This is a genomic window from Streptomyces sp. SCSIO 30461, from assembly GCF_037023745.1.
In the GTDB taxonomy this organism is placed as follows: Bacteria; Actinomycetota; Actinomycetes; order Streptomycetales; family Streptomycetaceae; genus Streptomyces.
Genome location: NZ_CP146101.1, coordinates 699,096 through 724,220, shown reverse-complemented (window position 1 = coordinate 724,220; position 25,125 = coordinate 699,096). Strand labels below are relative to the sequence as shown.

Genomic DNA, 25,125 nt, shown 5'->3' with positions numbered 1-25,125 from the left:
ACCGTCGCTACGATGAGCCATGACGCACCACCATCCCCGACTGATCGCCACCGACCTTGACGGCACCCTTCTGCGCCGCGGCGGAACCGTCTCCCCGCGCACCGTGCGCGCCCTGCGCACCGCAGTCGAAGCAGGAGCCGAGGTGGTCATCGTCACCGCCCGCCCGCCCCGCTACATCGACGCGGTGGCCGCCGCGACCGGAGTGGTGGGGACGGCGGTGTGCAGCAACGGTGCGCAGTTGTACGACATCACTCCGCGCAGCGTCATCAGTTCCCGCACTCTGGCCCTGACCACAGCCCGTCGCCTCGCCGCCGTGCTGGCCGAGTCCGCCCCCGGTCTCGGCTTCGCCGTGGAGACCGGCCACCAGATCCGCTACGAACCGGCCTACCAGCTCCGCCACGGCGAGCACCTCAGTGCCGAGTCCCCGGTCGCCTCGCTGGCGGACCTGTGGCTGCTGGACGTACCGATCGTCAAGCTCCTCGCCCACTCCACGCGGTTCGCGGCGGAGGAGCTGGTCGCGATGGCCGAGCAAGCGGCGGGCGGCGAAGCGCAGTTCACACACTCGGGCGGGCGCGGACTGCTGGAGGTCAGCGCCCCCGGCGTCACCAAGGCCGACGCCATCGCCGCCCTGTGCGCCGAGCGCGGCATCAGCCCGTCCGAGGTCGTGGCCTTCGGGGACATGCCCAACGACCTCTCGTTCCTGAGCTGGGCCGGGCTGGGGTACGCCATGGGCAACGCCCACCCGGACGTACTCGCCGCCGTGCCCCGGCGCACGTCCAGCAATGAGGAGGACGGCGTGGCGGCGGTCCTGGAGCGGCTCTTCCACTGAGCCTGCCGCCAGATCGGCCCGAACGGCTCAGTCGCCGGAGGCCGTCAACAGCGCTGGGAGCGTCCGCATGTCATCGAACACCACGGTGCCAGGCCCCGCCAGCCGCGCTTCGGGGGTGAGCCCACCGCAGTACCCGAAGGAACGCATCCCGGCGGCACGGGCCGCCCGCACCCCATAGGCGCTGTCCTCGACCACCGCGCACCGTGCAGGCTCGACCCCCATCGAACGCGCCGCGTGCAGGAACAGATCGGGCTCCGGTTTTCCCCGCGCCACGTCCCGGGCGCTGAACACACGATCCACCCCGAACCGCTCGCTCAGCGCGGTCCGCCGGAGGCTGCGCCGGATGCCGCCGTGGTCGCCGTTCGATGCCACGCAGTAGGGCAGGCCGAGCGTCGAGAGGCGGTCCAACGCGTCCGTGATCCCGTCGACCGGGGTCAGTCCGGCCTCCAGTGCCTCCTCGTAGAGGTGGTCGTAGGCCTGGAGCCAACCGTCCTCCAGGCGGCGCCCCAGCCGCTTCTCGATCTCGGCCGTGTACACCTCGGTGGAGGATCCGACGAAGAGTTCGAGGATCTCGGCCTCGGTGAAGGGGCACCCGAGATCGGCGGTGATGGCGGCGTCCACCGCGACGCATATCCGCTCGCTGTCGACGAGCACACCATCGCAGTCGAAGATCACCAGTTCGATGGGAGGTCGGGGCATGGCGGCCAGCCTAACGCCCCTGGACAACGCCCTTGGTGTGGCACAGGCGCCGCCCGGGGCCGACGAGTCGCTCGGCCCCGGGGGAGTTCGCCGGTCACCAGGCTGAGGCCGACAGGTGTACCGGTGAGGTCGGCGTCCGTGGTGAAGGCGACGGTCGTCTGGACGGCGTAGTCGCCGTCCTCGGGGCCGGTGCAGACGCGGCACTTGCCCGGACATCGGACTTGATACGGGCCCGCGCCACGGGGCGCCGAGTTCCAGGCGCCGGTTCACCGGTCGAGCGCCTCCGCCAGGACCTCGGCCAGATGCCGCCCCCTACGACCCGCCAGCTGTTCCAGCTGCGTACGGCAGGAGAAGCCGTCCGCGAGCAGCACCGCGTCGTCCGCCGCGGCCCGGACCGACGGCAGCAACTGGTCATCGGCGCAGGCCACCGACACCGCGTAATGGCCGCGGGTGAAGCCGAAATCGCCCGCGAGGCCGCAGCAGCCGCCGCTGAGTTCACCGATGAGGCCCGCGCTTTCACGCAGGCGGCGTTCGGGGGCTTCGCCCAGGATCGCGTGCTGGTGGCAGTGGGTCTGGCCGACGACCGGGCGGTCGACACGGGGCGGGATCCAGTCGGGGGCGTACTCGTCCAGGGCTCCCGCGAAGGTGCGCACGGAGCCGGCCAGCGTCCGGGCGCGAGGGTCCCCGGGGAGCAGTTCGGGCAGGTCGGTCCTGAGCGTGGCCGCACAGCTCGGTTCGAGCACGACGACGCCCACCGGCCCGTCTCCGCGTTCCAGGACCGGGGTCATGGTGTCCAGAGTGCCGCGCATCACGGTGCGGGCGCGGTCGAGCTGGCCGGTCGAGACATAGGTCAGTCCGCAGCAGACCCGGCCCGGCGGCAGGGACACGTCGAGACCGGCGGCCTCGAACACGGCGACCGCCGCACGGCCCACCGAGGGCGAGAGGTACTCGGTGAAGGTGTCGGGCCACAGCACGAGGCCCGTCCCCGTTGGCTGCTCCGTCCGCGTGCGCTGCCCCGGACCCGTGCGGCGCCACCAGTCGGTGAAGGTGCGGCGCGCCAGGGTCGGCAGGTCCCGCTCCGGCGCCACTGCGGACAGGCGTTTCACCAGTGCCGCCAGCGGCGGGATCCTGGCCGCCGCGTTGAGCGCAGGGGCGTACGGGGCGGCGGCGCGCAACCACTGCGGCAGGCGGCCCATGGTGTAGTGCGCGGCGGGACGCCGTCGGCCCGCGTAGTGGTGGTGCAGGAACTCCGCCTTGTACGTGGCCATGTCGACGCCGACCGGGCAGTCACTGCGGCAGCCCTTGCATGACAGGCACAGATCGAGCGCGTCCCGTACCTCCCGGGAACGCCAGCCGTCCGTCACCACCTCACCGGCCAGCATCTCGTGCAGCAGCCGGGCGCGTCCACGTGTGGAATGCTGCTCGTCGCCGGTCGCCCGGAACGAGGGGCACATCACCCCCGGACCTGGGCCTCCGCTCTCCACCCTGCACTTGGCGACACCGACACAACGCCGCACCGCTGCAGCGAAGTCCCCGCCGTCCTGCGGGTAGCCGAACCGCACATCCACCGGCGTCCTCGGCAGCACATCGAACCTGAGGTTCTCGTCCAACCGCGCGGGCCGGACCAGGATCCCCGGATTGAGCCCGCCCGCCGGATCCCACAGGTCCTTGAACCGGGCGAAGAGGTCGCTCAGTTCGGCTCCGTACATCCGCGGCAGGAGTTCCGCCCTCGCCTGCCCGTCGCCGTGTTCACCCGACAGCGAGCCGCCGTGTGCCGCCACGAGCCCGGCCAGGTCCTCCGAGAAGGCGCGGAAGCGGCGCACGCCCGGCCCGCTCAACAGGTCGAAGTCGATCCGGACGTGGATACAGCCGTCGCCGAAGTGTCCGTACGGCGTGCCGCGCAGGCCGTGCTGCGCCAGCAGCGCCCTGAAGTCCCTCAGATATCCGCCGAGTCGGGCCGGTGGCACCGCGCAGTCCTCCCAACCGGGCCAGGCTTCCGAGCCGTCCGGCATCCGGGTCGCGGTGCCGGCCGCGTCCTCCCGCACCCGCCACAGCGTCCGTTGCCCGGCCGCATCGGTGACCACGGTGCCGTCGAGCGCGTCGGCGCCGCGCAGGACCCGCTCGGCATGCGCCCGGGCCTCGGCGGCTGCGGTGCCGCCCGTCTCCACGAACAGCCAGGCACCGCCCCGAGGCAGCAGGCCCCGTACGCCCGGGTCGGGCACCAGGTCAGCCGCCATGCCTTCCACGGTGAGTGGTTCGAAGGGCAGCAGGCCGGAGGCCGCGTCGGCGGCGGCGGACTCGTCCGCGTATCCGAGCACGGCGAGCGCCCGGTGCGGCGGGGACTCGACCAGGCGCACGGTCGCCTCCGTCAGCACCGCCAGCGTGCCCTCACTGCCGCAGAAGGCTCGGGCGAGGTCGGCGCCGTTCTCGGGCAGCAGGGCGTCGAGCGCGTAGCCCGAGATACGGCGCGGCAGCCCCTGGGGGAATCCGGTACGCAACAGTGCCAGATGGCGTTCGACCAGCTCCCGCAGCCCGTTCGGCGCGGTCCCCGGGGTGTCGGGTCCGGCTCCGCGGCCGAGGCGCAGCCGGGCGCCGCCGTAGGTCACCACCGACAACTCACGCACGTTGTCGGCGGTGGTCCCCCAGGCCACGGAGTGCGAGCCGCAGGCGTTGTTCCCGATCATGCCGCCGAGCGTGCAGCGGCTGTGGGTGGAGGGATCGGGGCCGAACGTCAGACCGTGGACTTCCGCGGCGGCGCGCAGCACGTCGAGCACCACGCCCGGCTGGACCACCGCCGTACGTGAGCGGGGATCGATGTCCAGCACGGTGTTCATATGGCGGGTGAAGTCGAGTACGACGCCCGTGCCCGTGGCCTGCCCCGCGATCGACGTCCCGGCGCCGCGCGGCACCACCGGCACCCCGTGGTCGCGGCAGACGGCCAGCGCGGCGGCGACGTCGTCCACGTCGCACGGGGCGACGACCGCATCCGGGACACGGCGGTAGTTGGAGGCGTCCATGGTCATCAGCGCCCGCGCGGTGGCGCTGAAGTCCACTCCGCCGCTCAGCGCCGCACCCAGGTCGCGTTCCAGCGTCGTGACATCGTGATTCGGCGTCCTGAGGCCGCGTTCCCACGCCGTGCGACCACGCTCAGGCGCCCCGCGGTCCCGCTCAAGGCCCGTCATCGGCCTTCCTCCTCACCTCGCCGCCATGCACCCAGCCTGCCCCCGCTCACGCCTTCCCGCCCGCACGATCGAGTGAACCCGCGCATGCGTGCCGCCCGCGGTCCCTCCCTCGCGCACCGCCCGTCCCGGCCTGTGACCGCTTGTCTCATCCGCCGGACACCAGCCCCTGCGACCTGGCAGTACCGACTAGGCTCCGGCTCGTGGCCGATATCCAGATTCCCGCTGACATCAAGCCCGCCGACGGCCGTTTCGGCGCAGGCCCCTCCAAGGTGCGGACGGAGGCGCTGGACGCCCTGGCCGCCACCGGTACGTCTCTGCTCGGTACGTCCCACCGCCAGGCCCCGGTCAAGAACCTGGTCGGCTCGGTACGCGAGGGCGTGTCCGAGCTGTTCCGGCTCCCCGACGGCTACGAGGTGATCCTCGGCAACGGCGGCTCCACCGCCTTCTGGGACATCGCGACGCACGGTCTCATCGAGAACAAGTCGCAGCACCTCACCTTCGGCGAGTTCTCCTCGAAGTTCGCCAAGGCCGCGAAGCTGGCCCCCTGGCTGGCCGAGCCGACCGTGATCTCATCGGCTCCGGGTACGCACCCGGAGCCGCGTGCCGAGGCGGGCGCCGACGTCTACGCCTTCACCCACAACGAGACCTCGACCGGTGTCGCAGCCCCGCTCAAGCGGGTCGCCGGTGCCGACGATGGTGCGCTGGTACTGGTGGACGCCACGTCCGGGGCGGGTGGACTGCCGGTCGACATCGCCGAGACAGACGTCTACTACTTCGCCCCGCAGAAGTCGTTCGCCTCCGAAGGCGGCCTGTGGATCGGTGTGTTCTCGCCCGCCGCGCTGGAGCGCGCCGAGCGGATCCACGCGTCCGGGCGGCACATCCCGGAGTTCTTCAGCCTGCCGACGGCGATCGACAACTCCCGGAAGAACCAGACGTACAACACCCCCGCCCTGTCGACCCTCTTCCTGCTCGACCAGCAGCTGAAGTGGATCAACGGTCAGGGCGGGCTGGACTGGGCGGTTCGCCGCACGGCGACTTCCGCGCGGGCGCTCTACGGCTGGGCCGAGGAGTCGAAGTACGCGGAGCCGTTCGTCACCGACCCGGCCAAGCGGTCCCAGGTCATCGGAACCATCGACTTCTCGGACGACATCGACGCGGCGGCGATCGCGAAGGTGCTGCGGGCGAACGGGATCGTGGACACCGACCCGTACCGCAAGCTGGGGCGCAACCAGCTGCGCGTGGCGATGTTCCCGGCTGTCGACCCGGCGGACGTGCAGGCGCTGACGGCCTGCGTCGACCACGTCATCGAGAAGCTGTAGGCGGCGACGCTGCTCCAGGCGAGGGTCCGGCCGTGACGGCCGGGCCCTCGCCTGCGTTTCGACGCATCCGGCGTGCGTACGCGGTGCCGGATGCGTGTAGGTGGCGTGCAGGCCGCGTGTGCGTACGGCTGATATCCGCCCTATCGGGCTCCGTGCGCCCTCCCTACGATCGGCAGCGATCCGACGCAGCGAGACACCCGCGTCATGGGATCGGCTGGACCCCCCACGGTTCACCGCGTGCACCCGGTACGCCTACCGGACCACGTGGTGCACCAGGTGCACCACATGCACCATCGACAGGCCACCGACCACCATCACCGATCGGAGCGCTCAGCATGCCCCGTGCCTTACGCACCGGCGCCGCCGTCACAGCGGTACTCGCCTCCACACTCGTCGCCGGCAACGCCGGCGCCGCCAGCGCGTCCAGTTCCAGCATCGTCGCGCCCCCCGACAAGATCGTCATCGAGATCGCCACGGTGAACGGATCGGGGTGCAAGGAGGGGACGGCGGCCGTCGCGGTCTCTCCCGACAACACCGCGTTCACGGTCACCTACAGCGACTATCTGGCCAAGGTCGGAGGCAACGCCGACCCCACCGACTTCCGCAAGAACTGCCAGCTCAACCTGATCGTCTACGTCCCGTCGGGCTTCACCTACGCCGTCGCCAGCGCGGACTACCGCGGCTATGCCAGCCTCCAGCCCGGCGCCAGCGCCATCCAGAAGGCCTCGTACTACTTCCAGGGGTCGCCGGACACGGCGGCGAGGAACCACGCTTTCGCCGGACCGTACGACGACAACTGGCAGGCCACCGACACCACCGAGTGGGGACAGCTGGTCTGGGCTCCCTGCGGTGTGAAGCGCAACTTCAACATCAACACCGAACTCCGGGTGAGCGCCGGCACGTCCAGCCCGTCGGCGGTCAGCTTCATGACGATGGACTCGACGGACGGTGAGATCAACACCGTCTACCAGCTGGCCTGGAAGGAGTGCCCGGAGCCCTGACCGGCAGACCCGACCGGGCCTGACCGGGCCTGACCGGGCCTGACCGGGCCTGACCGGGCCTGAGCCTCCCCCGCCCCCTGACCCGAGTCGGGTGAAGCAGCGTGCTGAGCACGGAGCCCGCAGAGCTGAACGGAGCATCGCACAGCACCGCTCCACGGACCGAGGTCCACGGCACGTGCAAACATGGCGCGGGCTCGGGGCGGCCGTCGGAACGCTGTCCACGCGCTTCCGATCGGGCGCCCCGGGCCACCGGCCCGACAGGCCACGATTCCGAGTTGCGCCGTCCGCCCGTTGGACGCGGGCAGGCGGGGCCGTCGAGACGCGGCGCGGGTCGCTCTACCGGCCACCCCGCCGTCTGGCCCGCACCGCGAACACCACCACCGCCACAGCGACCAGCAGACCGGCGGGCACAGCCAGTCGCTCCCCGTTCACGTCACCGCCGCCCGTGCCGGAGGCACCTCCGGTCCCGGAGCCCCCCGACGAGTCGGCCGCCCCGCCCCCGCCGTCGCCGCCCTTGCCGGGTAGTTCCCGGCGGACGACATCGCTCTGCTCCCCCTCCGTGCCGAACATCAGCGCCTTGCCGTCGGACGTGTACGTCACCGACTCGGACTGCCCTTGCAGCGGAGCGCTGACCGCGTGGTCGGCGCCGAGCCGGCCATCGGTCCAGGCGTAGCCGCGAGCGCTGAAGTAGGAGCGCAACACCAGCTCCTTGCCATCGGGCGAGAACGCGCCGTCCGTCACCCATGGCACCTCGCCGATCCTGCGGAAGACGTTGGTCCCGCTTGACACGAGCCGCTCGGGGCCCTCGTAGAGCCCTCCCCCGCCGTCCTTCTTGCTGGCGATGTAGACCCGTCCCGTCTTCGGATGGACCATCAGCGCCTCGGCGTCGCGCGGCCCGTCGGCGTACCGCACGGTGTACTGCGTGGCGCGGACGGTCGCGTCCTTCAGCTCGCTCGGTTCGGCGAAGCGGTAGATCCAGACATGGTCCCAGCTGCCGTTCAGGTTGTCGCCGATGTCGCCGACGTAGACATCGCCGTCCGGGCCGACGGAGATCGCCTCCATGTCACGGGGTTTGCCGACACCCTTGAGGGTGATGGTGGCAACGGTCTCGCCGGTCTTCGAGTCGACAGCGAAGACCCGGGGCTCGTCCTGGTCGTTGTGCGTCCAGTAGATGCCCGGGTGGGCGCGGCTCGCGGCGAGACCGCTGGATTCGGTGATCCTGGGGTCCTTGATCGTGAAGTCTCCCCCACCGTCGTCGGCGGCGGCGACCGCGGGCATGGCGACGCCGGCAGCCATCAGCGAGACGGCGGCAGCGGCGGTGATCACAGTCCTACGCAACGAACGCATGCCCCAAGTGTCCATCGTCACGTCACCGGCCAGGACCGCGCCCCGCGGGGGTCGGCGATGATGGGGCCCATGCGTTTCATGTTCGTCGGTGACTCCATGACCATCGGCCGCGCCGGCGACTACACCTGGCGCTATCGGATGTGGCAGCACCTCAATCGGTCGTTCGGTGGCCCGTACAAGATCGTCGGCCCGCGCTGCGAGCTGTACGACGCCATGGCCGACGCCGCTGTTTCGACGGACTACGCCGACCCGGACTTCCCGTCCCACGCCCGCCGCCACCTGGCCGGCTGGGGCGAGGGCTGGCTGCACATGGCCCCGCTGATCGGGGACGCGGTGCGCACGTCACGCGCGGACGTCCTGCTGGTCTCACTCGGACTGATAGACCTCGGCTTCTACACGAACAGCGACCAGACGGCCGACAACGTCCGGAGGTTCGTCGCCGCCGCCCGCAGCGCGAACCCGCATGTCAGGGCTGTACTGCTGCCCGTCATCCCCAACGTCAGGGCGCTGGCGGACGCGCCCTTCGCCGCCGAGTGCGAGCGCTTCAACGAGCTGCTCGCCAAGACCGTGGCCGACCTGGACACCGACACCGCGCCGCTGCTGTTGTCCTCCACGCCCGACGCGTACGACATCCACACCGACACCTACGACGGAACCCACCCCGGTCCTTCGGGCGAGCACAAGCTGGCGGGCGCGTTCGCCGACGCGATGCACCAGGCGTGGGGCCTCGGCGGTCCCTACTCGGCCGTCGCCGAGCCCTGGGCCTCGGCGACGCGGCCGTAGCTGCGGCCGTCCCTGGTACGGGCCAGCAGTCCGGCGACAACCAGGTAGCGGCGCAGCGCGGCGGCGTCGTCGTGCACCGTGCGCAATGCGTCGTTGACCTCGGACTCGGTGTAGTCGCGATCCGTCTCGAAAAGGGTGCGCGCGAGGTGTCTGAGCAGCTGTTCACGCCGAACGGGCCTGCGGGGGATGGTGGTGAGCCGCCCATGCGAGAAGAGGGCGGCCACGTCATTGGCGGACATGGCGGGAAGCCTCCAGCACCGCCGACCGGCGCGGCAACGGGTTTTCCCTGACGGGCCGCGAAGGTGCGGGCAACCGGCCGGGGGGTGACCCTGGGAGGCGGGGGGCACATCTCAAGACCTCAGGGAGGTCGTCCATGTCCATGATGGACAAGATCAAGCAGATGCTGAAGGGCCACGAGCACCAGGCGTCGCAGGGCATCGACAAGGGCGGCGACACGGTGGACGAGCGGACCCAGGGCAAGTACAGCAGGCAGGTCGACACAGCCCAGGACAAGCTCAAGCAGCAGCTCGGCGAGCAGCCGGGACAGACGGGCCAGCCCGGCCAGGACCGGCCCCCGCAGCCCTGACCAGCGCACAGACTCACCGCGCTCACCGGCTCACGGCAGGAGGGGCGCGGAAGGGCACGGAAGGGAACCATGACCCGGAACCAGCTCACCGCCCGCGACATCATGACCAGCGGCGTCCAGTGCATCGGCGCACACCAGTCCCTGCGTGACGCGTCGCGGATGATGCGTGATCTGAACGTCGGCTGTCTGCCCATCTGCGGTGACAACAACAGGCTCACCGGCCTGATCACCGACCGCGACATCGTCGTCCAGTGCTGCGCTGAGGGCATCGACCCCTCGACCGTCCAGGCGGGCTCACTCGCCGGGGAACTCCACTGGATCGACGCGGGCGCGGGTGCCGACGAAGCCCTCGCAATGATGGAACAGCATCTGATCAAGCGCCTTCCGGTGATCGACGTGGCGCATGGCCACCAGCTCATCGGCATGATCACGGAGGCGAATCTGGCGAAGAACCTCACGGACTCGCAGATCGCGGAATTCGCCACCCGCGTGTACGCGAACGTCTGACATCCGGCACCGTCAGGGCGGCGCCTCGTACGTGCACGTCATACGACGTCTGCGTCCGGGTGCCGCTCAGACCGCGCCGGACCCGGTCAACGGCGTCGGCACGTCGAAGGGTTGGCGCTCGGAGTCAGGCCTTGCGTGAGGATTCGAGGTGAGCGAAGACCACCACGTTCTCCTTGTAGTCCTTGGCCTTGTGGTCGTACTGCCCCCCGCAGGTGATCAGCCGCAGTTGGGCGGTCGGGGCGTCGTTGTAGACACGGGCGCTGGGGAACTTCGCCTTGCTGAAGGACTCCACAGAGTCGACCTTGAAGGTGGCGACCTTGCCATCCGCACGGGTGACCTCGACCTTGCTGCCCTTCTTGAGCGCCTTGAGGTTCACGAACACCGCCGGGCCCGTCTTCGTGTCGAAGTGGCCCGCGACGATGGCCGTGCCGCGTTCGCCCGGTGTGGCACCGCCGTTGTACCAGCCCACGAGGTTCTTGTCGTTGGCCGGCGGAGCGTTGAGCTGGCCCGATGCGGCAAGTGTCAACGGGGTGAAGGGCGCGTTCACGGAAATGGTGGGGATCGAGATCCGCTGGGGGATGGAGCGGATCATGGCAGGCCCGGGACCCGCGGGGGGACTGGCCGTGAGGGGGTTGGGGCCGATGAGGCTGGGCGTGACCACCACAACGGGCTGGGCCGGCTGGAGTTGGAGCGTGGACGCGTCGAAGGAGCCGTAGACAAGGAGCGCGCCCGTACCCACGGTGGCGGCGGGCCACAACAGGGCCTGCCGAAGAGAGGTGAGTGACCCGATGAATGACGGGGCCGGCTCATCGGACGGCTGCCGGAAAGTCATGTGTCCGCCTTTCTGTGCTGTGAACCGGCCTGACGGGGGCAGGAAGACGTCTGCGCCGCGGCCACCGTCCGGTTTCCGGACGGTGGCCGCGACAACGCGGCGATACGGCTGCGGGACGAGCCGTATCAGGCGCCGGCACCACCGGAGGCGTTGCGGCGACGCAGCTTGTACACAGCAGCGCCCACACCGCCGAGCATCAGGATCGAACCGGCTGCCAGAGCGCTGCCGTTCGAGGCGAGGCCACCGCCACCGGTCTTGACACCACCGTCAGGCTTGTTGCCGTTGCCGTAATCGCCCTTGCCCCCCTTGTCGTAGCCACCCTTGTCGCCCTTGTCGTAGCCACCCTTGTCGCCCTTGTCGCCCTTGTCGTAGCCACCCTTGTCGCCCTTGTCGTAGCCACCCTTGTCGTGACCACCCTTGTCCCAGTCGCCCTTGTCGCCCTTGTCCCAGTCATCGCTGTTCACGACGCCGTTGAGGGCACCACCACCGGCCTTGACGCCACCGTCAGGCTTGTTGCCCTTGTCGTAGCCACCCTTGTCGCCCTTGTCGTAGCCACCCTTGTCGTAGCCACCCTTGCCGTGACCACCCTTGTCGTAGCCACCCTTGTCGCCCTTGTCGTAGCCACCCTTGTCGTAGCCACCCTTGTCGTAGCCACCCTTGTCGTGGTCACCCTTGTCCCAGTCGCCATCGGCTACGACACCGGCAAGAGCGCCACCACCGGTCTTGACGCCACCCGAGGGCTTGTCGCCCTTGTCGTAGCCACCCTTGTCGTAGCCACCCTTGCCGTAGCCACCCTTGTCGCCCTTGTCGTAGCCACCCTTGTCGCCCTTGTCGTAGCCACCCTTGCCGTAGCCACCCTTGCCGTAGCCACCCTTGCCGTAGTCGTCCTTGCCGTAGTCGGACTTCGAGTAGTCGTCCTTGCCGTAGTCGGACTTCGAGTAGTCGTCCTTGCCGTAGTCGGACTTCGAGTAGTCGTCCTTGCCGTAGTCGGACTTCGAGTAGTCGTCCTTGCCGTAGTCGGACTTCGAGTAGTCGTCCTTGCCGTAGTCGTCCTTGGAGTAGTCGGACTTGCCGTAGTCGTCCTTGCCGTAGTCGTCCTTGCCGTAGTCGGACTTCGAGTAGTCGTCGCCGTAGTCGCCATCGCGGCTGGAAGCGGCGCCGGTGGCACCACGGTCGTCGGCGACGGCGATGGCATAGGCGGCAGGAGCGGTGACCGACAGGACCGCGGTGACCGCGGCCGAAATCCACAGGGTGCGGGCAGAGCGCATGGATCCATTCCTTTCGCCGCGACTGCGACGGCCGACACATCATCAGCTCATCGATTCGCAGCAGCGACTGCCTTCACCGTCAGCCGAATTCCGGGGACGCACCATTCGAGAACGCCGCATTCGAGCTACACCGTGGGCTTTTCGGGTGGCGATCGGGCCGATAATCACCCATTGGACGGCCCCCCGAACCGCACCCCCTCACCCGGACCGACGGGCGCGCCCTGCCCCGAAGCCCGCCCCCAGCCTTCCGCCACCCCCGGCAGGGGGCCCACGAAGCCCGGAATAACCGGGGAATTCCCGGCAACGCCCCGCTCGCAGGCCCGGCGCCATCGCCTAGCACGCCGTCCGGCATGACCTGATGCTGCGTCGGGACCTTGGCGTGTCGCCGATCGTCGGCGTGTCGCGGGTCGGTGCCGCGGGATCAGTCCCCGAGCCCCGCGCCCGTCAGACGGTTGGCGTACGTGGACATCGTGTAGGCCCCGATGCCGAGCACGACCTCCAGGGCGTTGCGCTTCGTGTAGCCGAGCGTCAGGAACCGCCGCAGCTCATCGTCACTCACGGCCCCGCCCGCGGCGACAACGGCGAGAGTGAACTGCCGCACCCCTTCGAGGCGCTCATCGGGCAGCGGACGCTGCTCGCACAGCGCCGCAGTCAGGTGCTCGTCCGCACCGAGGGCACGGAGCTTGCCCGTGTGCATCACCACGCACACATGACAGTCGTTGCGCACGGCGATGGTCATGATGACCACCTCGCGAGCCACCGGCTCCAGCGTGCCACGCTCGAACGCCCCGCTGACATGCAGGAATCCCGTGAGCAGCTCGGGCGACTCGGCGAGTCGCGCCACGGCTGACACCGCCTCGGGCAGATGCCCGAGGTTGGCCGACACCGTCTCCAGGGCCTTGCGGGCCGCCTGCGGAGCGCTCTCCAGGGTGTGCTCGGTGAACATGCCTCCCCCTCCTAGAATGGACAACATGGTTGACCAAAATAAAGTAAACCTGGTTGTCGAATTCGGCAAGGGGGGCAAGGCTGGCACGAACAGCAAGGGCTATGAGCTGCCCCTGCTCCTCTTCGCGGGCTTCCGTACCCTCATCGACCGTCTCCACAGCGAGCTGGCACGACAGGGTCATCCGGACCTCAGGCCCGCATACGGCTTCGCGCTCCAGGCGATCGCGGCACCCGGAGGCGGCCACCCCACGGCGAGCGAGGTGGGGCGGCGTCTCGGGGTGTCAAAGCAGGCGGCCGGGAAGACCGTCGACCGGCTGGTCGTGCTGGGGTACGCCGAGCGCACCGACGATCCCGCCGATGCCCGTCGCAAGACCATCCGCCTCACCCCGCACGGCGCGGACGCCCTGGCCAGGTCGGCGGCCGTCTTCGACGAACTGCGCGCCGAGTGGGCCATGGCCCTGGGTACGAAGCAGCTGTCCCAGGTGGAGGACGGGTTGCGGACGGTCGTGGCGGCGGACTCGTTCCGGCTCGACGCGGCGAGCTGGTTCGGCGCCATGTGACACGGCTGATCCGATGGCGGCGATCAGGTGAGCACCCTTGCCCCGAGCGGACCTGACGCAGTTGGCTTGAGCCCATGGAGTACACGCAGCTCGGACGCACGGGACTCAAGGTCAGCCGACTCGTCCTCGGCACGATGAACTTCGGACCACAGACCGACGAGGCGAACAGCCATACGATCATGGATGCCGCACTCGACGCGGGCGTCAACTTCCTCGACACCGCCAACGCCTACGGCTGGGGGGCGAACAAGGGCCGCACCGAGGAGATCATCGGCAACTGGTTCGCCCAGGGTGGCGACCGCCGGGACAAGGTCGTGCTCGCCACCAAGGGCTACGCCAACATGGGCGCGGACGGTGCCGCCTGGCCCAACCACGACAAGCTCTCGGCGCTCAACATCCGGCGCGCCGTGGACGCCAGCCTCAAGCGCCTCCGGACGGACCACATCGACCTGTACCAGTTCCACCACGTCGACCGGGACACCCCGGTCGAGGAGATCTGGCAGGCCGTCGACGTACTGATCAAGCAGGGCAAGATCCTCTACGCCGGCTCATCCAACTTCCCCGGATGGAAGATCGCCCAGGCCAACGAGGGAGCCACCCGGCTGGGCATGGTCGGGCTGGTCAGCGAGCAGTGCCTGTACAACCTCGCCGAGCGGCGCGCCGAGATGGAGGTCATCCCCGCCGCCCAGGAGTACGGCCTCGGGGTCATCCCCTGGTCGCCGCTGCACGGCGGGCTGCTCGGTGGCGTGATCAGGAAGGAGGCCGCGGGCGGGCGCCGATCCGAGGGGCGCTCCGCGGCTTCGCTCGCCGACACGTCCGTACGGGAGAAGGTGCAGGCTTACGAGGACCTGGTGGACAAGCACGGGCTGGCTCCGGGCGAGGTGGCTCTTGCCTGGCTGCTCACCCGTCCGGGCGTGACCGGGCCGATCGTCGGGCCCCGCACGGTGGAGCAGGTGGCTTCGGCGCTGCGCGCGGTCGAGCTGAAGCTGAGCGAGGACCTGCTGGGCCAGCTGGACGAGATCTTCCCGGGACCTGGGCCGTCACCGGAGGCCTTCGCCTGGTAGCCGGTAGCCGGGATGATCCCGGAGAGCCACGACTGGCAGTCGCGCTCGGTCCTCAGCCTCGGTCAGCGGCCGAGCGCGGCTGCCACCGCCACGATCGCGAACATCAGCACGAGCACACCGGCCATGATCCGGTTCCTGGTCTTCGGGTCCACCCTTCGAGCGTAACCGGCGCGCCGGAGTGATCCGCCCACGGGGCCCTGAGCGGGAGCGCCCGCACTCAGCCCCCGGAGCCCAGCGGCCAGTTGCCGACGACCTCGTAACGCGGCTGGGCGCCAGGTTCACCGCCGCCCGGCAGGTTGCTGCGGATCAGCAGCAGCTCGCCCACAGCCCACGGGGCGCCCTCAAAGGCGTGCAGCTCGTTCACGTACGGCACGAGGTCCACATCCGCGCGGGCCCTGGCAATGGTCAGATGGGCCTGGTAGCGGCGGTGCTCCTCCATCGCCACGCCTGCCCGCCGGGCCGCGGCGTCCGCTCGCTCGGCCAGCATGCGCATGGCGTCGATACCGCCCGCCGCACCGACCCAGAGCGCCCGTCGGCCGAAATGACCGCCGCCGTGCAGCCGCAGCGGGAACGCCTCGCTGCGGTGTGCCGCACGCCTGAGCCGCTCGCGCAGGTCGGGCAGCAGCGACTCGTCGACCTCCCCCATGAAGGCAAGGGTGAAGTGCCAGCCGGGACGCCCCGTCCAGCGCAGCCCTTCGGAGCCGGGCAGGGTGTGCAGGCGATCGACGACGCGGCTGAGTTCGCTGACGGCGTCCGCGGGCGGCACCAGGCCGGCGAAAAGTCTCATACGGCGAGTCTGGCAGCCCCGCCGAGGTGAGGAGACCCTTTGTCCGCCTGTCCGCACCGCCTGTCCGCGCTGTCCGGCGGCCCGTTCGGCGGTGCCCGCCCGCCACTCGCGCCCTGTCGCCCGCCTCAGCGCCGGATACACGCCCACGTATCGGAACGGCTTGATGCACACCATATGGACGGCGCCGAAGATCCCGTTGGCCGCCGACCACGGCAGACTCGACCGCGCTCAGCTGCTGGAGCTGACCAGGAAGTGGCTGCTGAGGTTGGGCCGGGCCGCGATCACGACGACCGCGTAGCCCAACGCCGAGGCAGGCGTCGACCCTCCCGTGGGGAGGTCGGGAGGGACGGCCGGCCCGCCGTGGCAGGATGCGCTCAGGATGCGCAGGAAGCACGCCGCCGCGACAGAGGTGTGCACCGAATATCTCGGACGCATATGCGATTCACCCCCGGCGACCCGCCTCGTCTCATTCACGCAGGGCGGCCCGCAGATGGCCGCTCGCCTTGTCGAGACGGGCCGTGGCCGTCGGAGCGTCCACGTCGGCGAGGAGCATGAGGATCGCCGGCTTCACCTCACCGTCGGCCGCCGTCAGCGCCGCCTCGACCTCTTCGACCGGCGCGCCAGTCGCCAGCGAGACGATCCGGCGGGAGCGTGCACGCAGCTTGTCGTTGCTGGCGCGTACATCGACCATCAGGTTTCCGTAGGTCTTGCCCAGGCGGATCATGGTGATGGTCGACAGCATGTTGAGCACGAGCTTCTGTGCCGTACCCGCCTTAAGACGCGTGGACCCGGTGAGAAGTTCAGGTCCCACCACGACCTCGATACCGTGATCGGCGGCAGCGGCGAGCGCGCTGCCGGAGTTGCAGGACAAGCCGATCGTCAGCGCCCCGGCGGCACGGGCGTGCTCGACCGCCCCAAGGGCGTACGGAGTGCGGCCGGAGGCCGAGACTCCGACCACCGTGTCATCGGCGCCGAGACCGATGCCTTCCAGGTCCCGCACCGCCAGCTCCACCGAGTCCTCGGCACCCTCGACGGCACACGTCAGCGCATCGGAGCCGCCCGCGATCAGACCGATGACCTCGTCGGGTCCGGTGTTGAAGGTCGGCGGACACTCGCTGGCGTCCAGCACACCGATCCGGCCCGCCGTGCCCGCGCCCGCGTAGACCAGCCGCCCGCCCCGGGCCATGCGCTCCGCCGTGGCGTCGATCGCGGCCACGATGGCGGGGAGCTGCGCGGCCACAGCGCCGGGAACGGACCGGTCGTCGCCATTCATGATTCGGGCGATCTCATACGTCGGCAGCCGGTCGATCTCGGCCAGCTCGGGGCGGTACGCCTCGGTGGTGAGGGTGGCGAGCTGGGCACGGAGCTGCTCGATGTCCTGCGCCAGGCCTTCTGCGTCCTCTGCGTCGTACGGGGAGGTCATGACCGAGTCGACTCCTTCGAATGCGACGGGGGTTGCCACTGGAGACGGCGGGGCTGGGGGCTCGGGACCGGGGACTGGACCTGTTTCGGCTTCGGGGGGGGTGGCCGGGGCGGCGGTCAGCGGTTGCGCGGTGCATGGCGGTGCGCCAGCGCCTCGTACGAAGCGGACAGGGCCGGCGCCGCCGTGTCGTAGGTACGCTGGGCCACACCGATGAACAGACAGTCGACCACGAGCAGCTGACTCGTGCGCGACGACATCGCCGCCGGGCGCAGCTCGCTCTCCCGCGCCGTGGAGGTGGTCAGGATGTGGTCCGCGTACTGCGCGACGGGGCCGTCGGGCCGGCAGGTGATGGCGATGGTGGCGGCGCCGCGGTCGAAGGCCACCCGCAACGGCTCGATGATGTCGCCGGTCGAGCCGGAGTGGCTGATCGCCACGGCCGCGTCGCCGCCGCGCAGCTGCACGGCGTTGGTGACGGCGAGGTGCGGATCGCTGTGGGCATGCGCGATCAGGCCGATCCGCAGCAGCTTCTGTGCGAGGTCCTGGGCGACCAGCCCGGACGCTCCGACACCGTAGACATCGATACGGCGCGCACCGGCGAGCACGCCCACGGCGGCGGAGAGCTGGGCGGGGTCGAGACCTTCCGCGGTGTCGGCGAGGGTCTGCTGCTCGTCATGGGCGAGCTTGGCGACGACATCGGCGATCGGGTCGTCCACGGCGATGTCCGCCGTGACGGCCGGGGCGCGACCCGACTGCTGCTGGGCGGCGATACCGGCGAGGGCGAGCCGCAGATCCCGGTAGCCGGGATAGCCGAGGAGCCGGGCCGTGCGGACGACGGTGGCCTCGCTGGTGCCGGTACGCACGGCGAGTGCGGTGACCGTGAGGGCCGCGCAACCGGCCGGGTCGCCGGCGACGGCCTCGGCGACCGCCCGCATGGAGCGGGTCATCGAAGGGCCGAGCATGCGCACCTTCGCCGCGAGCGCGGCAGGTGCGACCGGCACGACCCGCGAAGACGGCGGCGCCTCCGACGCTTCGGTGAAGGTTTCCTTCACATCACCTGTCACCACTGAAAGATATTTTCGGCGCCGGGGGCCCGTCAACCGCTCCCAGCCCCGGGGGACAATGACGCCATGAACGACGTCGAACCGCTGGAGCAGGCACTGCACGCGGCCCGCGCCCTCGTGCTCGCCGACCTCGCGGCTCGCGATGTCGCCCATGCCGAAGTCGTCTCGATGGTCGAGCAAGCGGTCACACACCGCCGCTGGTGGGTGGAGCAGTGGCCGGAAGGAGCGGAATACGTCGCCGGGCTGATAGCCCAGGACGTCCAGGACGCGCTGCTGGAACGGTACGGACGTTGGCCGCTGTGCCCGGTCTGCGTGTCGGGCGAACCCCACGCGCTGGATGTCGAACCGGAGCTGGGCCCCGACCCCCACTGGGTGTGCGGCAAGGCGGGCGTGATCGTCGCCCCGGTCGGCCGGCTGCCGTGACGGTCTACATCGACCCGCCGAACCGGCCGGGCCATGGACGTATGTGGTCGCACCTGGTCAGCGACGCGTCGTTCGATGAGCTGCATGCCTTCGCCGAGGCCATCGGCTGCCCACCGCGCGCCTTCGAGCGCGACCACTACGACATCCCCGCGCACCGCTACACCGACGCGGTGCGGGCGGGCGCGGTGGAGATCGGCTCGAAGGAGCTCGTGCGCCGCCTCACACAGGCGGGACTGCGGCGGCGCAAGCACGGTCGCGGCGAGGGCCTCGACGACGGCCGCCAGGAAGGCCACGGCAAGGGCCGCAGCCACGGCGAGTAAGCCGCCCGCGGGTCACCCTCGCGGATCACCCCGGCCCCAGCAGTTCCAGTTCGGTAGCCAGATTGTGCCGGGCAGCCGCTTCCCACTCCCGTTCCCCGTGGGGCGTACGGAAGAGGCGGGGCAGTGCGAGCAGATGCCGGAGCACGTCCGCACGTCCGACGCGGAAAGCCTCGTCCGGGACGAAGCCGTACTCCTCGCGGACGGCGGCGGCGTAGGCGGCGTACCCCTCCGGCGCCGACGCCAGGACCGCGAGGTCGGCGTCGCACAGGACGGCGCCGTTGCGGTCGCCGTCCTCGGCCGCGTGGCTGACGGTGAGGCGGACCAGTCTGGCGACCTCCTCGGTGTCCCGCCGCGCCAGTCCGGCCTCGGGCAGGGCCTTCTCTGCGAGCCGCGCGCTGCGCTCCTCGTTCATCGAACGCTCCGGGTCGTACACCGCGTCATGGAACCAGGCGGCGAGACGCACGAGGTCGGCGTTCTCCGCGTATGCGGCGAGGGTGTCGACATGGCCGAGCACAGCCGCCAGATGGTCGACGGTGTGGTACCTGCGCTGGGGCTCCGACCAGCGACGGAGCAGATTGTCGGCATAGCGGTACGGATCGGGGAGACACGCGTCCTCGCGGGCCGCGAGCAGAGCGCTGCACCAGCGGGAACGAAGATCATCGAGGTCGGCCATGCCCCCATTCTCACGGCCCCTCCCCCACCTCCCGCAGCACTTTCCGCGCCACCCTTCTCGCCCACTTCAGCCATATCGGACGATAATGGGCATATCGGACTCCTGTGCCGTTGTTGCTGTTGTCCTCAGTTTCCTTGTTGCCGTTGCGCCGACGTGAAGGCCGGAGGCAGACATGAACTCCATGACGATCACCGATCAGGCAGCCGCATCGCAGCTGGCCGGGATCGGCCCCTTCATCATCGGACTCGTCCTGATCGCGCTGCTCGCGGGTGCCATGTGGTACGAGGGGCGGCGCCGGGCCCAGCAGAAGCCGCCGCTCCCCGAGGAGCAGCCGGTCCGACCGGATCACCCGACGCACATCGAGGAAGCCAGGGAGCCGGATGACGACGCCTTCCCCACGGACGGCGCGAACCTGCTGCCGTACAACATGAAGACCTACAGCAGCCATGCCGTACCCACCACCGCCGCCGAACCGGCGGCGAAGCCCGCCGGGCCCGACGCGCACGGTGAACCCGGCGAACGCGATGACCCCAACACGCCCTAGGTGGGGAGGCATATGGGCAACCGCGCCCTCCTGGAAGTGATCGCCCTCGACGCGCTCGACGCGGTGGCGGCGGAGGCCGCGGGAGCGGACCGCATCGAGCTGGTCGCCGACATGGCGTCCGACGGGATCACTCCCACCCGCGGCACCTTCGCGTCGGTGCGCGCGGCGGTGGACATCCCGGTGCGGGTGATGCTGCGGCTCAGCGGTCTGCTGACGGCCGGTGACGCACGGGACGTGGATGCGCTGGTCCGCGTGGCGCAGGGGTTGCGGACCGCGGGCGCCGACGAGTTCGTCATGGGCTTCCTGGACACCCGGGGCAACCCCGATCTGGTGACCATCGAACGGCTCGCCGCCGAGATCGAGGGCTGCCGGTGGACGTTCCACCGGGCGATCGACGGCGCGGTGGACCGGGACGCACTGCGCAGACACCTCGCCGAAATCCCGGGGCTCGACACATACCTCACCGCGGGCTCACCGGCGGGCGTGTCCGAGGGGCTACCGGTCCTGCTCTCGGAGGTAGCCCGGCAGGGACGGCCGGGCTACCAGGCACGGATCATGGTGGGCGGCGGCCTGCGCCTCGAACACCTCCCCGCGCTGCGCGCCGGAGGTCTCGACGCCTTCCACATCGGCAGCGCGGCCCGGCCGGACGGCTGGGCCGCGCCGGTGGCCCGGTCAGCCGTCCGGGCCTGGCGTGCGGCACTGGACGGCTGACCGGGCGGCGGACGCCGTGTCCGGGCGACGGGTCGAATCCCGAACGGCCCGAAGTCGGTCAGAACGGTCAGGACCGCCTGCGGGGCGCCGGGTGACGAGCGTCCGAGGGATGCGGTAAGGGCGGCGGCCACTGCGGCCAGGCGCCTCAGTCCGCGAGTTGCGCCGGGAGCGGCGCCGCGTGCAGGACCACAAGCCCCGACACGGCACGGGTCAGCGCCACATAGAGGCGGCGCAGCCCGGTGCGTTCGTCGGGTTCGCCGTCCACGACCGCCGCGGGCTCGTCCAGCACCACGTAGTCGTACTCCAGGCCCTTCGCGAGCGATGCCGGTACCAGCGTCAGCCGTGCGTCGGGCGTCGTCTCCGCACCCGGCGACAGATACGGCATCCCCGCGTCCGCGAGCGCCAACGCCAACTCCGGCAGACGCGCGTCGGCGGCGATCAGCCCGATCGAGCCCTCGTGGCGCAGCGCCTCCGCACACGCGGCCACCACATCGGCCGCGCCCGTGGACCGCCGGACCTCCAGGGAACCGGGCGACTCACGCACCGAACGGACCTCGGCCAGCCCGGGCGACATGTGCGACAGCAGCCGCGAGGCGTACGCGATCACCTCGCGCGGCACGCGGAAGCCCGCCGTCAGCTCCTCCACCGCGGCGTCCGGCTTGCCGAGATGCGCGAGCGCCTCGGCCCAGCTCGCGGTGGCCCAGGGAGTGGTCCCCTGCGCCAGGTCGCCGAGCACCGTCGCGGAACCGGTCGTACACCGCCGCCCCACCGCCCGGTACTGCATCGGGGACAGGTCCTGCGCCTCGTCCAGGACGACATGCCCGAGCGAGTGGGTGCGCTCCACCAGGTCCTTCGCCTCGTCGATCAGCACGGCGTCGGCCAGTGACCACTTCGCGCTCCGGGCGGAGCGCGGCGGCTTGAGCCACAAGATGGTCTTCTGCTCGTCGCCGGTCAGCACACCGTCCGCGTGCGCGGCGAGGAAGTCGGCGTCCGAGAGCAGCCGCAGCAGCAGCTTCACCGGGTCGACGGCGGGCCAGATCTGATTGACCGCCGCCTTCACGGCCGCGCTGCGGGCCACCGCGTCCTGCACCCGGTCGTCCGGCGCCTCACCGGCCTGCTCCATGCGTACGAGCACGGCGTGCGCGATGCGCTGCGGAAGGGCGTCGCGGGCGGCGCCGTAGCGGATGTCCCGTTCCAGCAGTTCCCTGACGATCTCCTCCACCTCATAGGCCGGGATACGCCAGCGGCGCGAGCCGCGCACCACCACCAGGGACTCCGACGGCATCACCACATGGGAGCGGAGCGCCCTGCGCAGCACCTCCGCCATCCGGGCGTCGCCCTTGACGATCGCGGCCTCCGCATCGTCCTCGCCCCCCACCTCCACATGTGCGACGAGGTCCTCGACCGTGGCCTGCGCGACCTCCAGCTCACCGAGTGCGGGCAGGACCTGCTCGATGTAGTGCAGGAAGGAGCGGTTGGGCCCGATGACGAGGGTGCCGGTGCGGGCGAGCCGCTCGCGGTGCGCGTACAGCAGATACGCCACCCGGTGCAGTCCGACGGCGGTCTTCCCGGTGCCGGGACCGCCCTGGACGCACACGGTGCCGGACAGGTCCGAGCGGACGATCTCGTCCTGCTCGGGCTGGATGGTGGCCACGATGTCGCGCATGGGCCCGACGCGCGGACGCTCGATCTCCCGCTGGAGCAGCAGGCTGGTGCGCTCGGCCTCGGCCGGGTCGGTGAGGTGCTCGTCCTCGTACGCCGTGAGGTCGCCGCCGGTGTAGCCGAAACGGCGGCGCAGGGACACGTCCTGCGGGTCCTTCTTGGACGCCCGGTAGAACGGCTGGGAGACCGGCGCACGCCAGTCGATCACCATCGGGTCGCCCTCGGCGTCGTGGACGTGCCGCCGGCCGATGTAGAACTTCTGCCCTTCCTGAGTGGTGTGCAGATAGTCGAGCCGCCCGAAGAACAAGGGGGTGTGGGCGTGATCCGCGAGCGCCTTGACGCGCTCCTCGATCTGCGCTTCGAGTACGGCGGCGTTGACCCAGTTCGCGGTGACATCGCGGATGTCGAGGGACTCGACGTCCTCCCGCATGCGGGTGAGCGCGGTGCGGGACGCCGCCAGATGGGCGCGCTCGCGGGAAAGGGGGTCAGGGGCGTGATCGACGGAATCGTGCGCGGGCACGGGACTGCCTCCGGAGGCTGCGGCAAAGGTACGTGTCGTCTACAGCGGTACTCGGTGAACTACGGCGTCAGGTACTGCACGACCGGTTTCCGTCCGGACGGCGGCTCTCCGCGGAGGGAGGCGGGCAAGACCGGCGATTCTATCCAGCCCGTGGGGGCGGGTCGAACGAATTCACTCCCCGGTCCCTTGGGAGTCCCCTTGGGTCGGGTGCCCGTCTCAGGAATGACCACGTATGCCGAAAGTGGTAGAGGTCCGCACGAAGAGACGGGACCTTGGACCGATGTATCGAAGACGCAAGAGCACGACCATGGAGTCATGAGCACAGCGACCTTCCACACAGCCGCCGGCCCGGGCCGAGGCGCCACCGCGACGGGCGCCGCGAGCCGTCACTCCCACCTACTCGGCGACGCGCTGCGAGCGGTCAAGGTCTTCGCGGAGGCGGCCGTCGGCATCGTCATCCTCGGCGAGTACGGCGAAGAGGCCGGGGTCGCACGCCGACGCCGCTGAGTACGCCTCGTCCGCCCTCACCGGCATCGTCGCGGGCGTCGCCCCACGGGACCTACTGACGTCTGAGCGAACGGCTCACGCCCGCCGCCGTGGTCGTGGCCAGGATCCAGCCGGTGACGATCAGCAGATACGACAGCCACTGGTATCCACCCTGCGGCGCGAAAGCCCCTTCCTGCCCGAATCCGATGATCGGCAGCAGCAGATCCAGGGTGTAGAAGACCGGATTGAAGTCCGGCGCCTCATCAGACTTCAGCGGCGGCGGATGTTCCAGCGCGAACGCCGCACTCCCCACCAGCAGCAGCGCCACCAGCCATCCGGCCGCCCTCATCGGGCGGAAGCCGTAGCCGACGGTCACGTCCTGGAGGTGCCCCCAGAACCTGGCCAGCCGCGGCAGCGTCCGCCGGTGCCGACGTAGCTTCGCGAGCTGCACCGTACGGGCCGCCGCCTCATCGCCCACCGTCCGGTACGCGGCGGCCAGTTGCTCGTAGCCGAACGGCAGGTAGCCGGCCTCCTCACACTCCAGCAGCGGCAACCGCTCCTCGGGCGGGAGATGCGGCGCGAGCACCCGGTAGCCGAGGCCGTCGACCCTGATGAGCTCAGGCCACACACCGGCCGGCACATGCAGCAGGTCGATCTGGGCACGGCGCATGTTCACCATGCCCTCGATCGGGGCGGCCTCACGCAGCCACAGTTCGCCGATCACCGCGCTGCTGGTGCGCAGGGCCTGACCGTCCGGGTGGGACAGCCGGGCGTACGCGAGGTTGAGCTGGCGGGGTATCCGGGAGCCGCTCACATTGATACCGCCATGGGAGCGCAGCCGCATGGCACGCAGGTCGGAGCCCACCGACAGGTTCTCGGCGTGCAGGGCGTAGTCCCCGTCCGGTGACGCGTGCAGTTCGGCGTCGTCGAGGTTGACCTGGCCACCCACGGAAGCATCGTTCAGTCGCACCTGACCATGTGCGACGAGGCCGACGGCCCAGACATCGGTGGTGAAGGCCGCATGGTTGAGGTGCAGCACGGCGTCGCCATCCGACTGCTCTTCGCCGGGCGGCGCGCCCGACGAACCCAGCCGGGCGCCGTTGATGAACAGCGCCCGCACCTGGGCACCGGACAGTCGCACCGGACCCGTGATGCGGCAACACGTCAACCGCAGCACCAGATCGGCGCGGAGCGCCCCGCCGCTGAGTCCCGGCAGCACCGATTCGCTCAGCACCAGTGCGCGGACCGTCGCCCCGTACAGCTCGGGCGCCTGCTCGAAGTAGCAGGCGCGCAGCCGGATACCGTGCCCCACCGTCCCGTACTTGAGGTCGAGTTGCCCGGTCACCCGCGCACCCCACACCTTCAGCCCGGCTATCTCCCCGTCGCGCGAGGGCCCGTCGAGCAGCAGCGCACGCAGCACCTCGGCGCGCACGGTCCGCTCGGGCCCCCAGGAGGCACCCCCGTCGGGGTCCTCCTGGGGGTCGTCCCGGAAATCGACAGCCAGGTCGTGCGGGAACGCCTCCCAGACGCGGCGCTCCGCATCCGTCAGATCGCTGATCTCCATCGGACCGGATGGTGTCCCGCCCCCATCCG

The 25,125-nt window shown here is 70.5% G+C and carries 27 protein-coding genes; 14 read left to right on the top strand and 13 right to left on the bottom strand.

Annotated elements, in window-relative coordinates; all coding sequences use genetic code 11:
* The first annotated feature begins 19 nt into the window (after positions 1–19).
* Positions 20–829, top strand: a complete 810-nt coding sequence (locus tag V1460_RS03445; RefSeq protein WP_338672046.1) for a Cof-type HAD-IIB family hydrolase — start codon at positions 20–22, stop codon at positions 827–829.
* Positions 830–856: 27 nt separating this feature from the next.
* Here V1460_RS03445 and V1460_RS03440 read toward each other — a convergent pair whose 3' ends face one another.
* The gene (locus V1460_RS03440) at positions 857–1,528 is read right to left on the bottom strand and encodes an HAD family hydrolase (protein ID WP_338672044.1); all 672 of its coding nucleotides are present in this window, start codon (positions 1,526–1,528) and stop codon (positions 857–859) included.
* A gap of 266 nt (positions 1,529–1,794) precedes the next feature.
* Entirely contained in the window at positions 1,795–4,710 is a 2,916-nt protein-coding gene (locus V1460_RS03435) for an FAD-binding and (Fe-S)-binding domain-containing protein (RefSeq protein ID WP_338672042.1), read from the bottom strand.
* A 200-nt stretch (positions 4,711–4,910) separates the two neighbouring features.
* Between V1460_RS03435 and serC the strand changes: the two genes are divergently transcribed.
* The gene (gene serC, locus V1460_RS03430) at positions 4,911–6,029 is read left to right on the top strand and encodes a phosphoserine transaminase (RefSeq protein ID WP_338672041.1); all 1,119 of its coding nucleotides are present in this window, start codon (positions 4,911–4,913) and stop codon (positions 6,027–6,029) included.
* Positions 6,030–6,364: 335 nt separating this feature from the next.
* On the top strand, positions 6,365–7,030 hold the full coding sequence (locus V1460_RS03425; protein WP_338672040.1) for a DUF4360 domain-containing protein: 666 nt from the start codon (positions 6,365–6,367) through the stop codon (positions 7,028–7,030).
* Between the two features lie 336 nt (positions 7,031–7,366).
* On the opposite strand, the gene V1460_RS03420 is transcribed toward V1460_RS03425, so the two are convergent.
* Positions 7,367–8,377 carry a WD40 repeat domain-containing protein gene (locus V1460_RS03420; RefSeq protein ID WP_338672039.1) on the bottom strand — a complete coding sequence of 337 codons (1,011 nt, stop codon included), beginning with the start codon at positions 8,375–8,377 and terminating at the stop codon, positions 7,367–7,369.
* 69 nt (positions 8,378–8,446) lie between these two features.
* Here V1460_RS03420 and V1460_RS03415 point away from each other — a divergent pair, with 69 nt between their 5' ends.
* The gene (locus tag V1460_RS03415) at positions 8,447–9,160 is read left to right on the top strand and encodes a GDSL-type esterase/lipase family protein (RefSeq protein ID WP_338672037.1); all 714 of its coding nucleotides are present in this window, start codon (positions 8,447–8,449) and stop codon (positions 9,158–9,160) included.
* On the opposite strand, the gene V1460_RS03410 is transcribed toward V1460_RS03415, so the two are convergent.
* Positions 9,115–9,399: a DUF2087 domain-containing protein gene (locus V1460_RS03410; RefSeq protein ID WP_338672036.1), complete on the bottom strand. Its 285-nt coding sequence runs from the start codon at positions 9,397–9,399 to the stop codon at positions 9,115–9,117. The two genes, V1460_RS03415 and V1460_RS03410, sit on opposite strands and share 46 nt — an antisense overlap.
* Positions 9,400–9,533: 134 nt before the next feature.
* On the opposite strand from V1460_RS03410, the gene V1460_RS03405 reads away from it, so the two are divergent.
* Positions 9,534–9,746, top strand: coding sequence for an antitoxin (locus V1460_RS03405; protein WP_338672035.1), 213 nt, complete (start codon positions 9,534–9,536; stop codon positions 9,744–9,746).
* Between the two features lie 69 nt (positions 9,747–9,815).
* Positions 9,816–10,253: a CBS domain-containing protein gene (locus V1460_RS03400; protein ID WP_338672034.1), complete on the top strand. Its 438-nt coding sequence runs from the start codon at positions 9,816–9,818 to the stop codon at positions 10,251–10,253.
* A 124-nt stretch (positions 10,254–10,377) separates the two neighbouring features.
* Here the strand turns inward: V1460_RS03400 and V1460_RS03395 are convergent, their stop codons facing one another.
* The 3 genes from V1460_RS03395 to V1460_RS03385 all read right to left on the bottom strand — a co-directional run bounded on the left by V1460_RS03395 (position 10,378) and on the right by V1460_RS03385 (position 13,299).
* Complete coding sequence (locus V1460_RS03395) at positions 10,378–11,085, bottom strand: class F sortase (protein WP_338672033.1); 708 nt, start codon at positions 11,083–11,085, stop codon at positions 10,378–10,380.
* Between the two features lie 125 nt (positions 11,086–11,210).
* A complete protein-coding gene (locus V1460_RS03390; RefSeq protein ID WP_338672032.1) occupies positions 11,211–12,353 on the bottom strand; it encodes a hypothetical protein in 1,143 nt (380 codons plus the stop codon).
* A gap of 421 nt (positions 12,354–12,774) precedes the next feature.
* The gene (locus V1460_RS03385; RefSeq protein ID WP_338672031.1) at positions 12,775–13,299 is read right to left on the bottom strand and encodes a carboxymuconolactone decarboxylase family protein; all 525 of its coding nucleotides are present in this window, start codon (positions 13,297–13,299) and stop codon (positions 12,775–12,777) included.
* Positions 13,300–13,315: 16 nt separating this feature from the next.
* Between V1460_RS03385 and V1460_RS03380 the strand changes: the two genes are divergently transcribed.
* Both V1460_RS03380 and V1460_RS03375 read left to right on the top strand, forming a co-directional pair.
* Positions 13,316–13,858, top strand: coding sequence for a MarR family winged helix-turn-helix transcriptional regulator (locus V1460_RS03380; protein WP_338672030.1), 543 nt, complete (start codon positions 13,316–13,318; stop codon positions 13,856–13,858).
* 74 nt (positions 13,859–13,932) lie between these two features.
* On the top strand, positions 13,933–14,922 hold the full coding sequence (locus tag V1460_RS03375; RefSeq protein WP_338672029.1) for an aldo/keto reductase: 990 nt from the start codon (positions 13,933–13,935) through the stop codon (positions 14,920–14,922).
* A 217-nt stretch (positions 14,923–15,139) separates the two neighbouring features.
* Here the strand turns inward: V1460_RS03375 and thpR are convergent, their stop codons facing one another.
* Entirely contained in the window at positions 15,140–15,709 is a 570-nt protein-coding gene (gene thpR / locus V1460_RS03370; RefSeq protein ID WP_338672027.1) for an RNA 2',3'-cyclic phosphodiesterase, read from the bottom strand.
* 163 nt (positions 15,710–15,872) lie between these two features.
* On the opposite strand from thpR, the gene V1460_RS03365 reads away from it, so the two are divergent.
* Entirely contained in the window at positions 15,873–16,007 is a 135-nt protein-coding gene (locus V1460_RS03365) for a hypothetical protein (RefSeq protein WP_338672026.1), read from the top strand.
* 168 nt (positions 16,008–16,175) lie between these two features.
* Here V1460_RS03365 and murQ read toward each other — a convergent pair whose 3' ends face one another.
* Both murQ and V1460_RS03355 read right to left on the bottom strand, forming a co-directional pair.
* The gene (gene murQ / locus V1460_RS03360; RefSeq protein WP_338672024.1) at positions 16,176–17,132 is read right to left on the bottom strand and encodes an N-acetylmuramic acid 6-phosphate etherase; all 957 of its coding nucleotides are present in this window, start codon (positions 17,130–17,132) and stop codon (positions 16,176–16,178) included.
* Positions 17,133–17,248: 116 nt separating this feature from the next.
* Positions 17,249–18,193, bottom strand: coding sequence for a MurR/RpiR family transcriptional regulator (locus tag V1460_RS03355; RefSeq protein WP_338672022.1), 945 nt, complete (start codon positions 18,191–18,193; stop codon positions 17,249–17,251).
* Positions 18,194–18,259: 66 nt separating this feature from the next.
* On the opposite strand from V1460_RS03355, the gene V1460_RS03350 reads away from it, so the two are divergent.
* Both V1460_RS03350 and V1460_RS03345 read left to right on the top strand, forming a co-directional pair.
* Positions 18,260–18,616 (top strand): hypothetical protein, encoded by a 357-nt coding sequence (locus V1460_RS03350; protein WP_338672020.1) that lies wholly within the window; start codon positions 18,260–18,262, stop codon positions 18,614–18,616.
* Positions 18,613–18,936, top strand: coding sequence for a DUF4031 domain-containing protein (locus V1460_RS03345; RefSeq protein ID WP_338672019.1), 324 nt, complete (start codon positions 18,613–18,615; stop codon positions 18,934–18,936). The genes V1460_RS03350 and V1460_RS03345 overlap by 4 nt, the downstream gene beginning before the upstream one ends.
* Positions 18,937–18,961: 25 nt before the next feature.
* Here V1460_RS03345 and V1460_RS03340 read toward each other — a convergent pair whose 3' ends face one another.
* Positions 18,962–19,609: a hypothetical protein gene (locus V1460_RS03340; protein ID WP_338672017.1), complete on the bottom strand. Its 648-nt coding sequence runs from the start codon at positions 19,607–19,609 to the stop codon at positions 18,962–18,964.
* A 172-nt stretch (positions 19,610–19,781) separates the two neighbouring features.
* Here V1460_RS03340 and V1460_RS03335 point away from each other — a divergent pair, with 172 nt between their 5' ends.
* Together V1460_RS03335 and V1460_RS03330 are read left to right on the top strand one after the other, a co-directional pair.
* Entirely contained in the window at positions 19,782–20,153 is a 372-nt protein-coding gene (locus V1460_RS03335; RefSeq protein WP_338672015.1) for a DUF6479 family protein, read from the top strand.
* Positions 20,154–20,165: 12 nt separating this feature from the next.
* Positions 20,166–20,864, top strand: a complete 699-nt coding sequence (locus V1460_RS03330) for a copper homeostasis protein CutC (RefSeq protein ID WP_338672014.1) — start codon at positions 20,166–20,168, stop codon at positions 20,862–20,864.
* 145 nt (positions 20,865–21,009) lie between these two features.
* Here the strand turns inward: V1460_RS03330 and V1460_RS03325 are convergent, their stop codons facing one another.
* Entirely contained in the window at positions 21,010–22,956 is a 1,947-nt protein-coding gene (locus V1460_RS03325) for a UvrD-helicase domain-containing protein (RefSeq protein ID WP_338677877.1), read from the bottom strand.
* 405 nt (positions 22,957–23,361) lie between these two features.
* Between V1460_RS03325 and V1460_RS03320 the strand changes: the two genes are divergently transcribed.
* Positions 23,362–23,553: a hypothetical protein gene (locus V1460_RS03320; RefSeq protein WP_338672012.1), complete on the top strand. Its 192-nt coding sequence runs from the start codon at positions 23,362–23,364 to the stop codon at positions 23,551–23,553.
* Between the two features lie 52 nt (positions 23,554–23,605).
* Here the strand turns inward: V1460_RS03320 and V1460_RS03315 are convergent, their stop codons facing one another.
* Complete coding sequence (locus tag V1460_RS03315; RefSeq protein ID WP_338672011.1) at positions 23,606–25,096, bottom strand: membrane-associated oxidoreductase; 1,491 nt, start codon at positions 25,094–25,096, stop codon at positions 23,606–23,608.
* Positions 25,097–25,125: the final 29 nt, after the last annotated feature.

Coding starts and splice junctions, on each gene's coding strand:
- V1460_RS03445 (WP_338672046.1), top strand. CDS start 20: ATGACGCACCACCATCCCCGACTGATCGCCACCGACCTTGACGGCACC.
- V1460_RS03440 (WP_338672044.1), bottom strand. CDS start 1,528: ATGCCCCGACCTCCCATCGAACTGGTGATCTTCGACTGCGATGGTGTG.
- V1460_RS03435 (WP_338672042.1), bottom strand. CDS start 4,710: ATGACGGGCCTTGAGCGGGACCGCGGGGCGCCTGAGCGTGGTCGCACG.
- V1460_RS03425 (WP_338672040.1), top strand. CDS start 6,365: ATGCCCCGTGCCTTACGCACCGGCGCCGCCGTCACAGCGGTACTCGCC.
- V1460_RS03420 (WP_338672039.1), bottom strand. CDS start 8,377: ATGCGTTCGTTGCGTAGGACTGTGATCACCGCCGCTGCCGCCGTCTCG.
- V1460_RS03415 (WP_338672037.1), top strand. CDS start 8,447: ATGCGTTTCATGTTCGTCGGTGACTCCATGACCATCGGCCGCGCCGGC.
- V1460_RS03410 (WP_338672036.1), bottom strand. CDS start 9,399: ATGTCCGCCAATGACGTGGCCGCCCTCTTCTCGCATGGGCGGCTCACC.
- V1460_RS03405 (WP_338672035.1), top strand. CDS start 9,534: ATGTCCATGATGGACAAGATCAAGCAGATGCTGAAGGGCCACGAGCAC.
- V1460_RS03400 (WP_338672034.1), top strand. CDS start 9,816: ATGACCCGGAACCAGCTCACCGCCCGCGACATCATGACCAGCGGCGTC.
- V1460_RS03395 (WP_338672033.1), bottom strand. CDS start 11,085: ATGACTTTCCGGCAGCCGTCCGATGAGCCGGCCCCGTCATTCATCGGG.
- V1460_RS03390 (WP_338672032.1), bottom strand. CDS start 12,353: ATGCGCTCTGCCCGCACCCTGTGGATTTCGGCCGCGGTCACCGCGGTC.
- V1460_RS03385 (WP_338672031.1), bottom strand. CDS start 13,299: ATGTTCACCGAGCACACCCTGGAGAGCGCTCCGCAGGCGGCCCGCAAG.
- V1460_RS03380 (WP_338672030.1), top strand. CDS start 13,316: ATGGACAACATGGTTGACCAAAATAAAGTAAACCTGGTTGTCGAATTC.
- V1460_RS03375 (WP_338672029.1), top strand. CDS start 13,933: ATGGAGTACACGCAGCTCGGACGCACGGGACTCAAGGTCAGCCGACTC.
- thpR (WP_338672027.1), bottom strand. CDS start 15,709: ATGAGACTTTTCGCCGGCCTGGTGCCGCCCGCGGACGCCGTCAGCGAA.
- V1460_RS03365 (WP_338672026.1), top strand. CDS start 15,873: ATGCACACCATATGGACGGCGCCGAAGATCCCGTTGGCCGCCGACCAC.
- murQ (WP_338672024.1), bottom strand. CDS start 17,132: ATGACCTCCCCGTACGACGCAGAGGACGCAGAAGGCCTGGCGCAGGAC.
- V1460_RS03350 (WP_338672020.1), top strand. CDS start 18,260: ATGAACGACGTCGAACCGCTGGAGCAGGCACTGCACGCGGCCCGCGCC.
- V1460_RS03340 (WP_338672017.1), bottom strand. CDS start 19,609: ATGGCCGACCTCGATGATCTTCGTTCCCGCTGGTGCAGCGCTCTGCTC.
- V1460_RS03335 (WP_338672015.1), top strand. CDS start 19,782: ATGAACTCCATGACGATCACCGATCAGGCAGCCGCATCGCAGCTGGCC.
- V1460_RS03330 (WP_338672014.1), top strand. CDS start 20,166: ATGGGCAACCGCGCCCTCCTGGAAGTGATCGCCCTCGACGCGCTCGAC.
- V1460_RS03325 (WP_338677877.1), bottom strand. CDS start 22,956: ATGCGGGAGGACGTCGAGTCCCTCGACATCCGCGATGTCACCGCGAAC.
- V1460_RS03320 (WP_338672012.1), top strand. CDS start 23,362: ATGAGCACAGCGACCTTCCACACAGCCGCCGGCCCGGGCCGAGGCGCC.
- V1460_RS03315 (WP_338672011.1), bottom strand. CDS start 25,096: ATGGAGATCAGCGATCTGACGGATGCGGAGCGCCGCGTCTGGGAGGCG.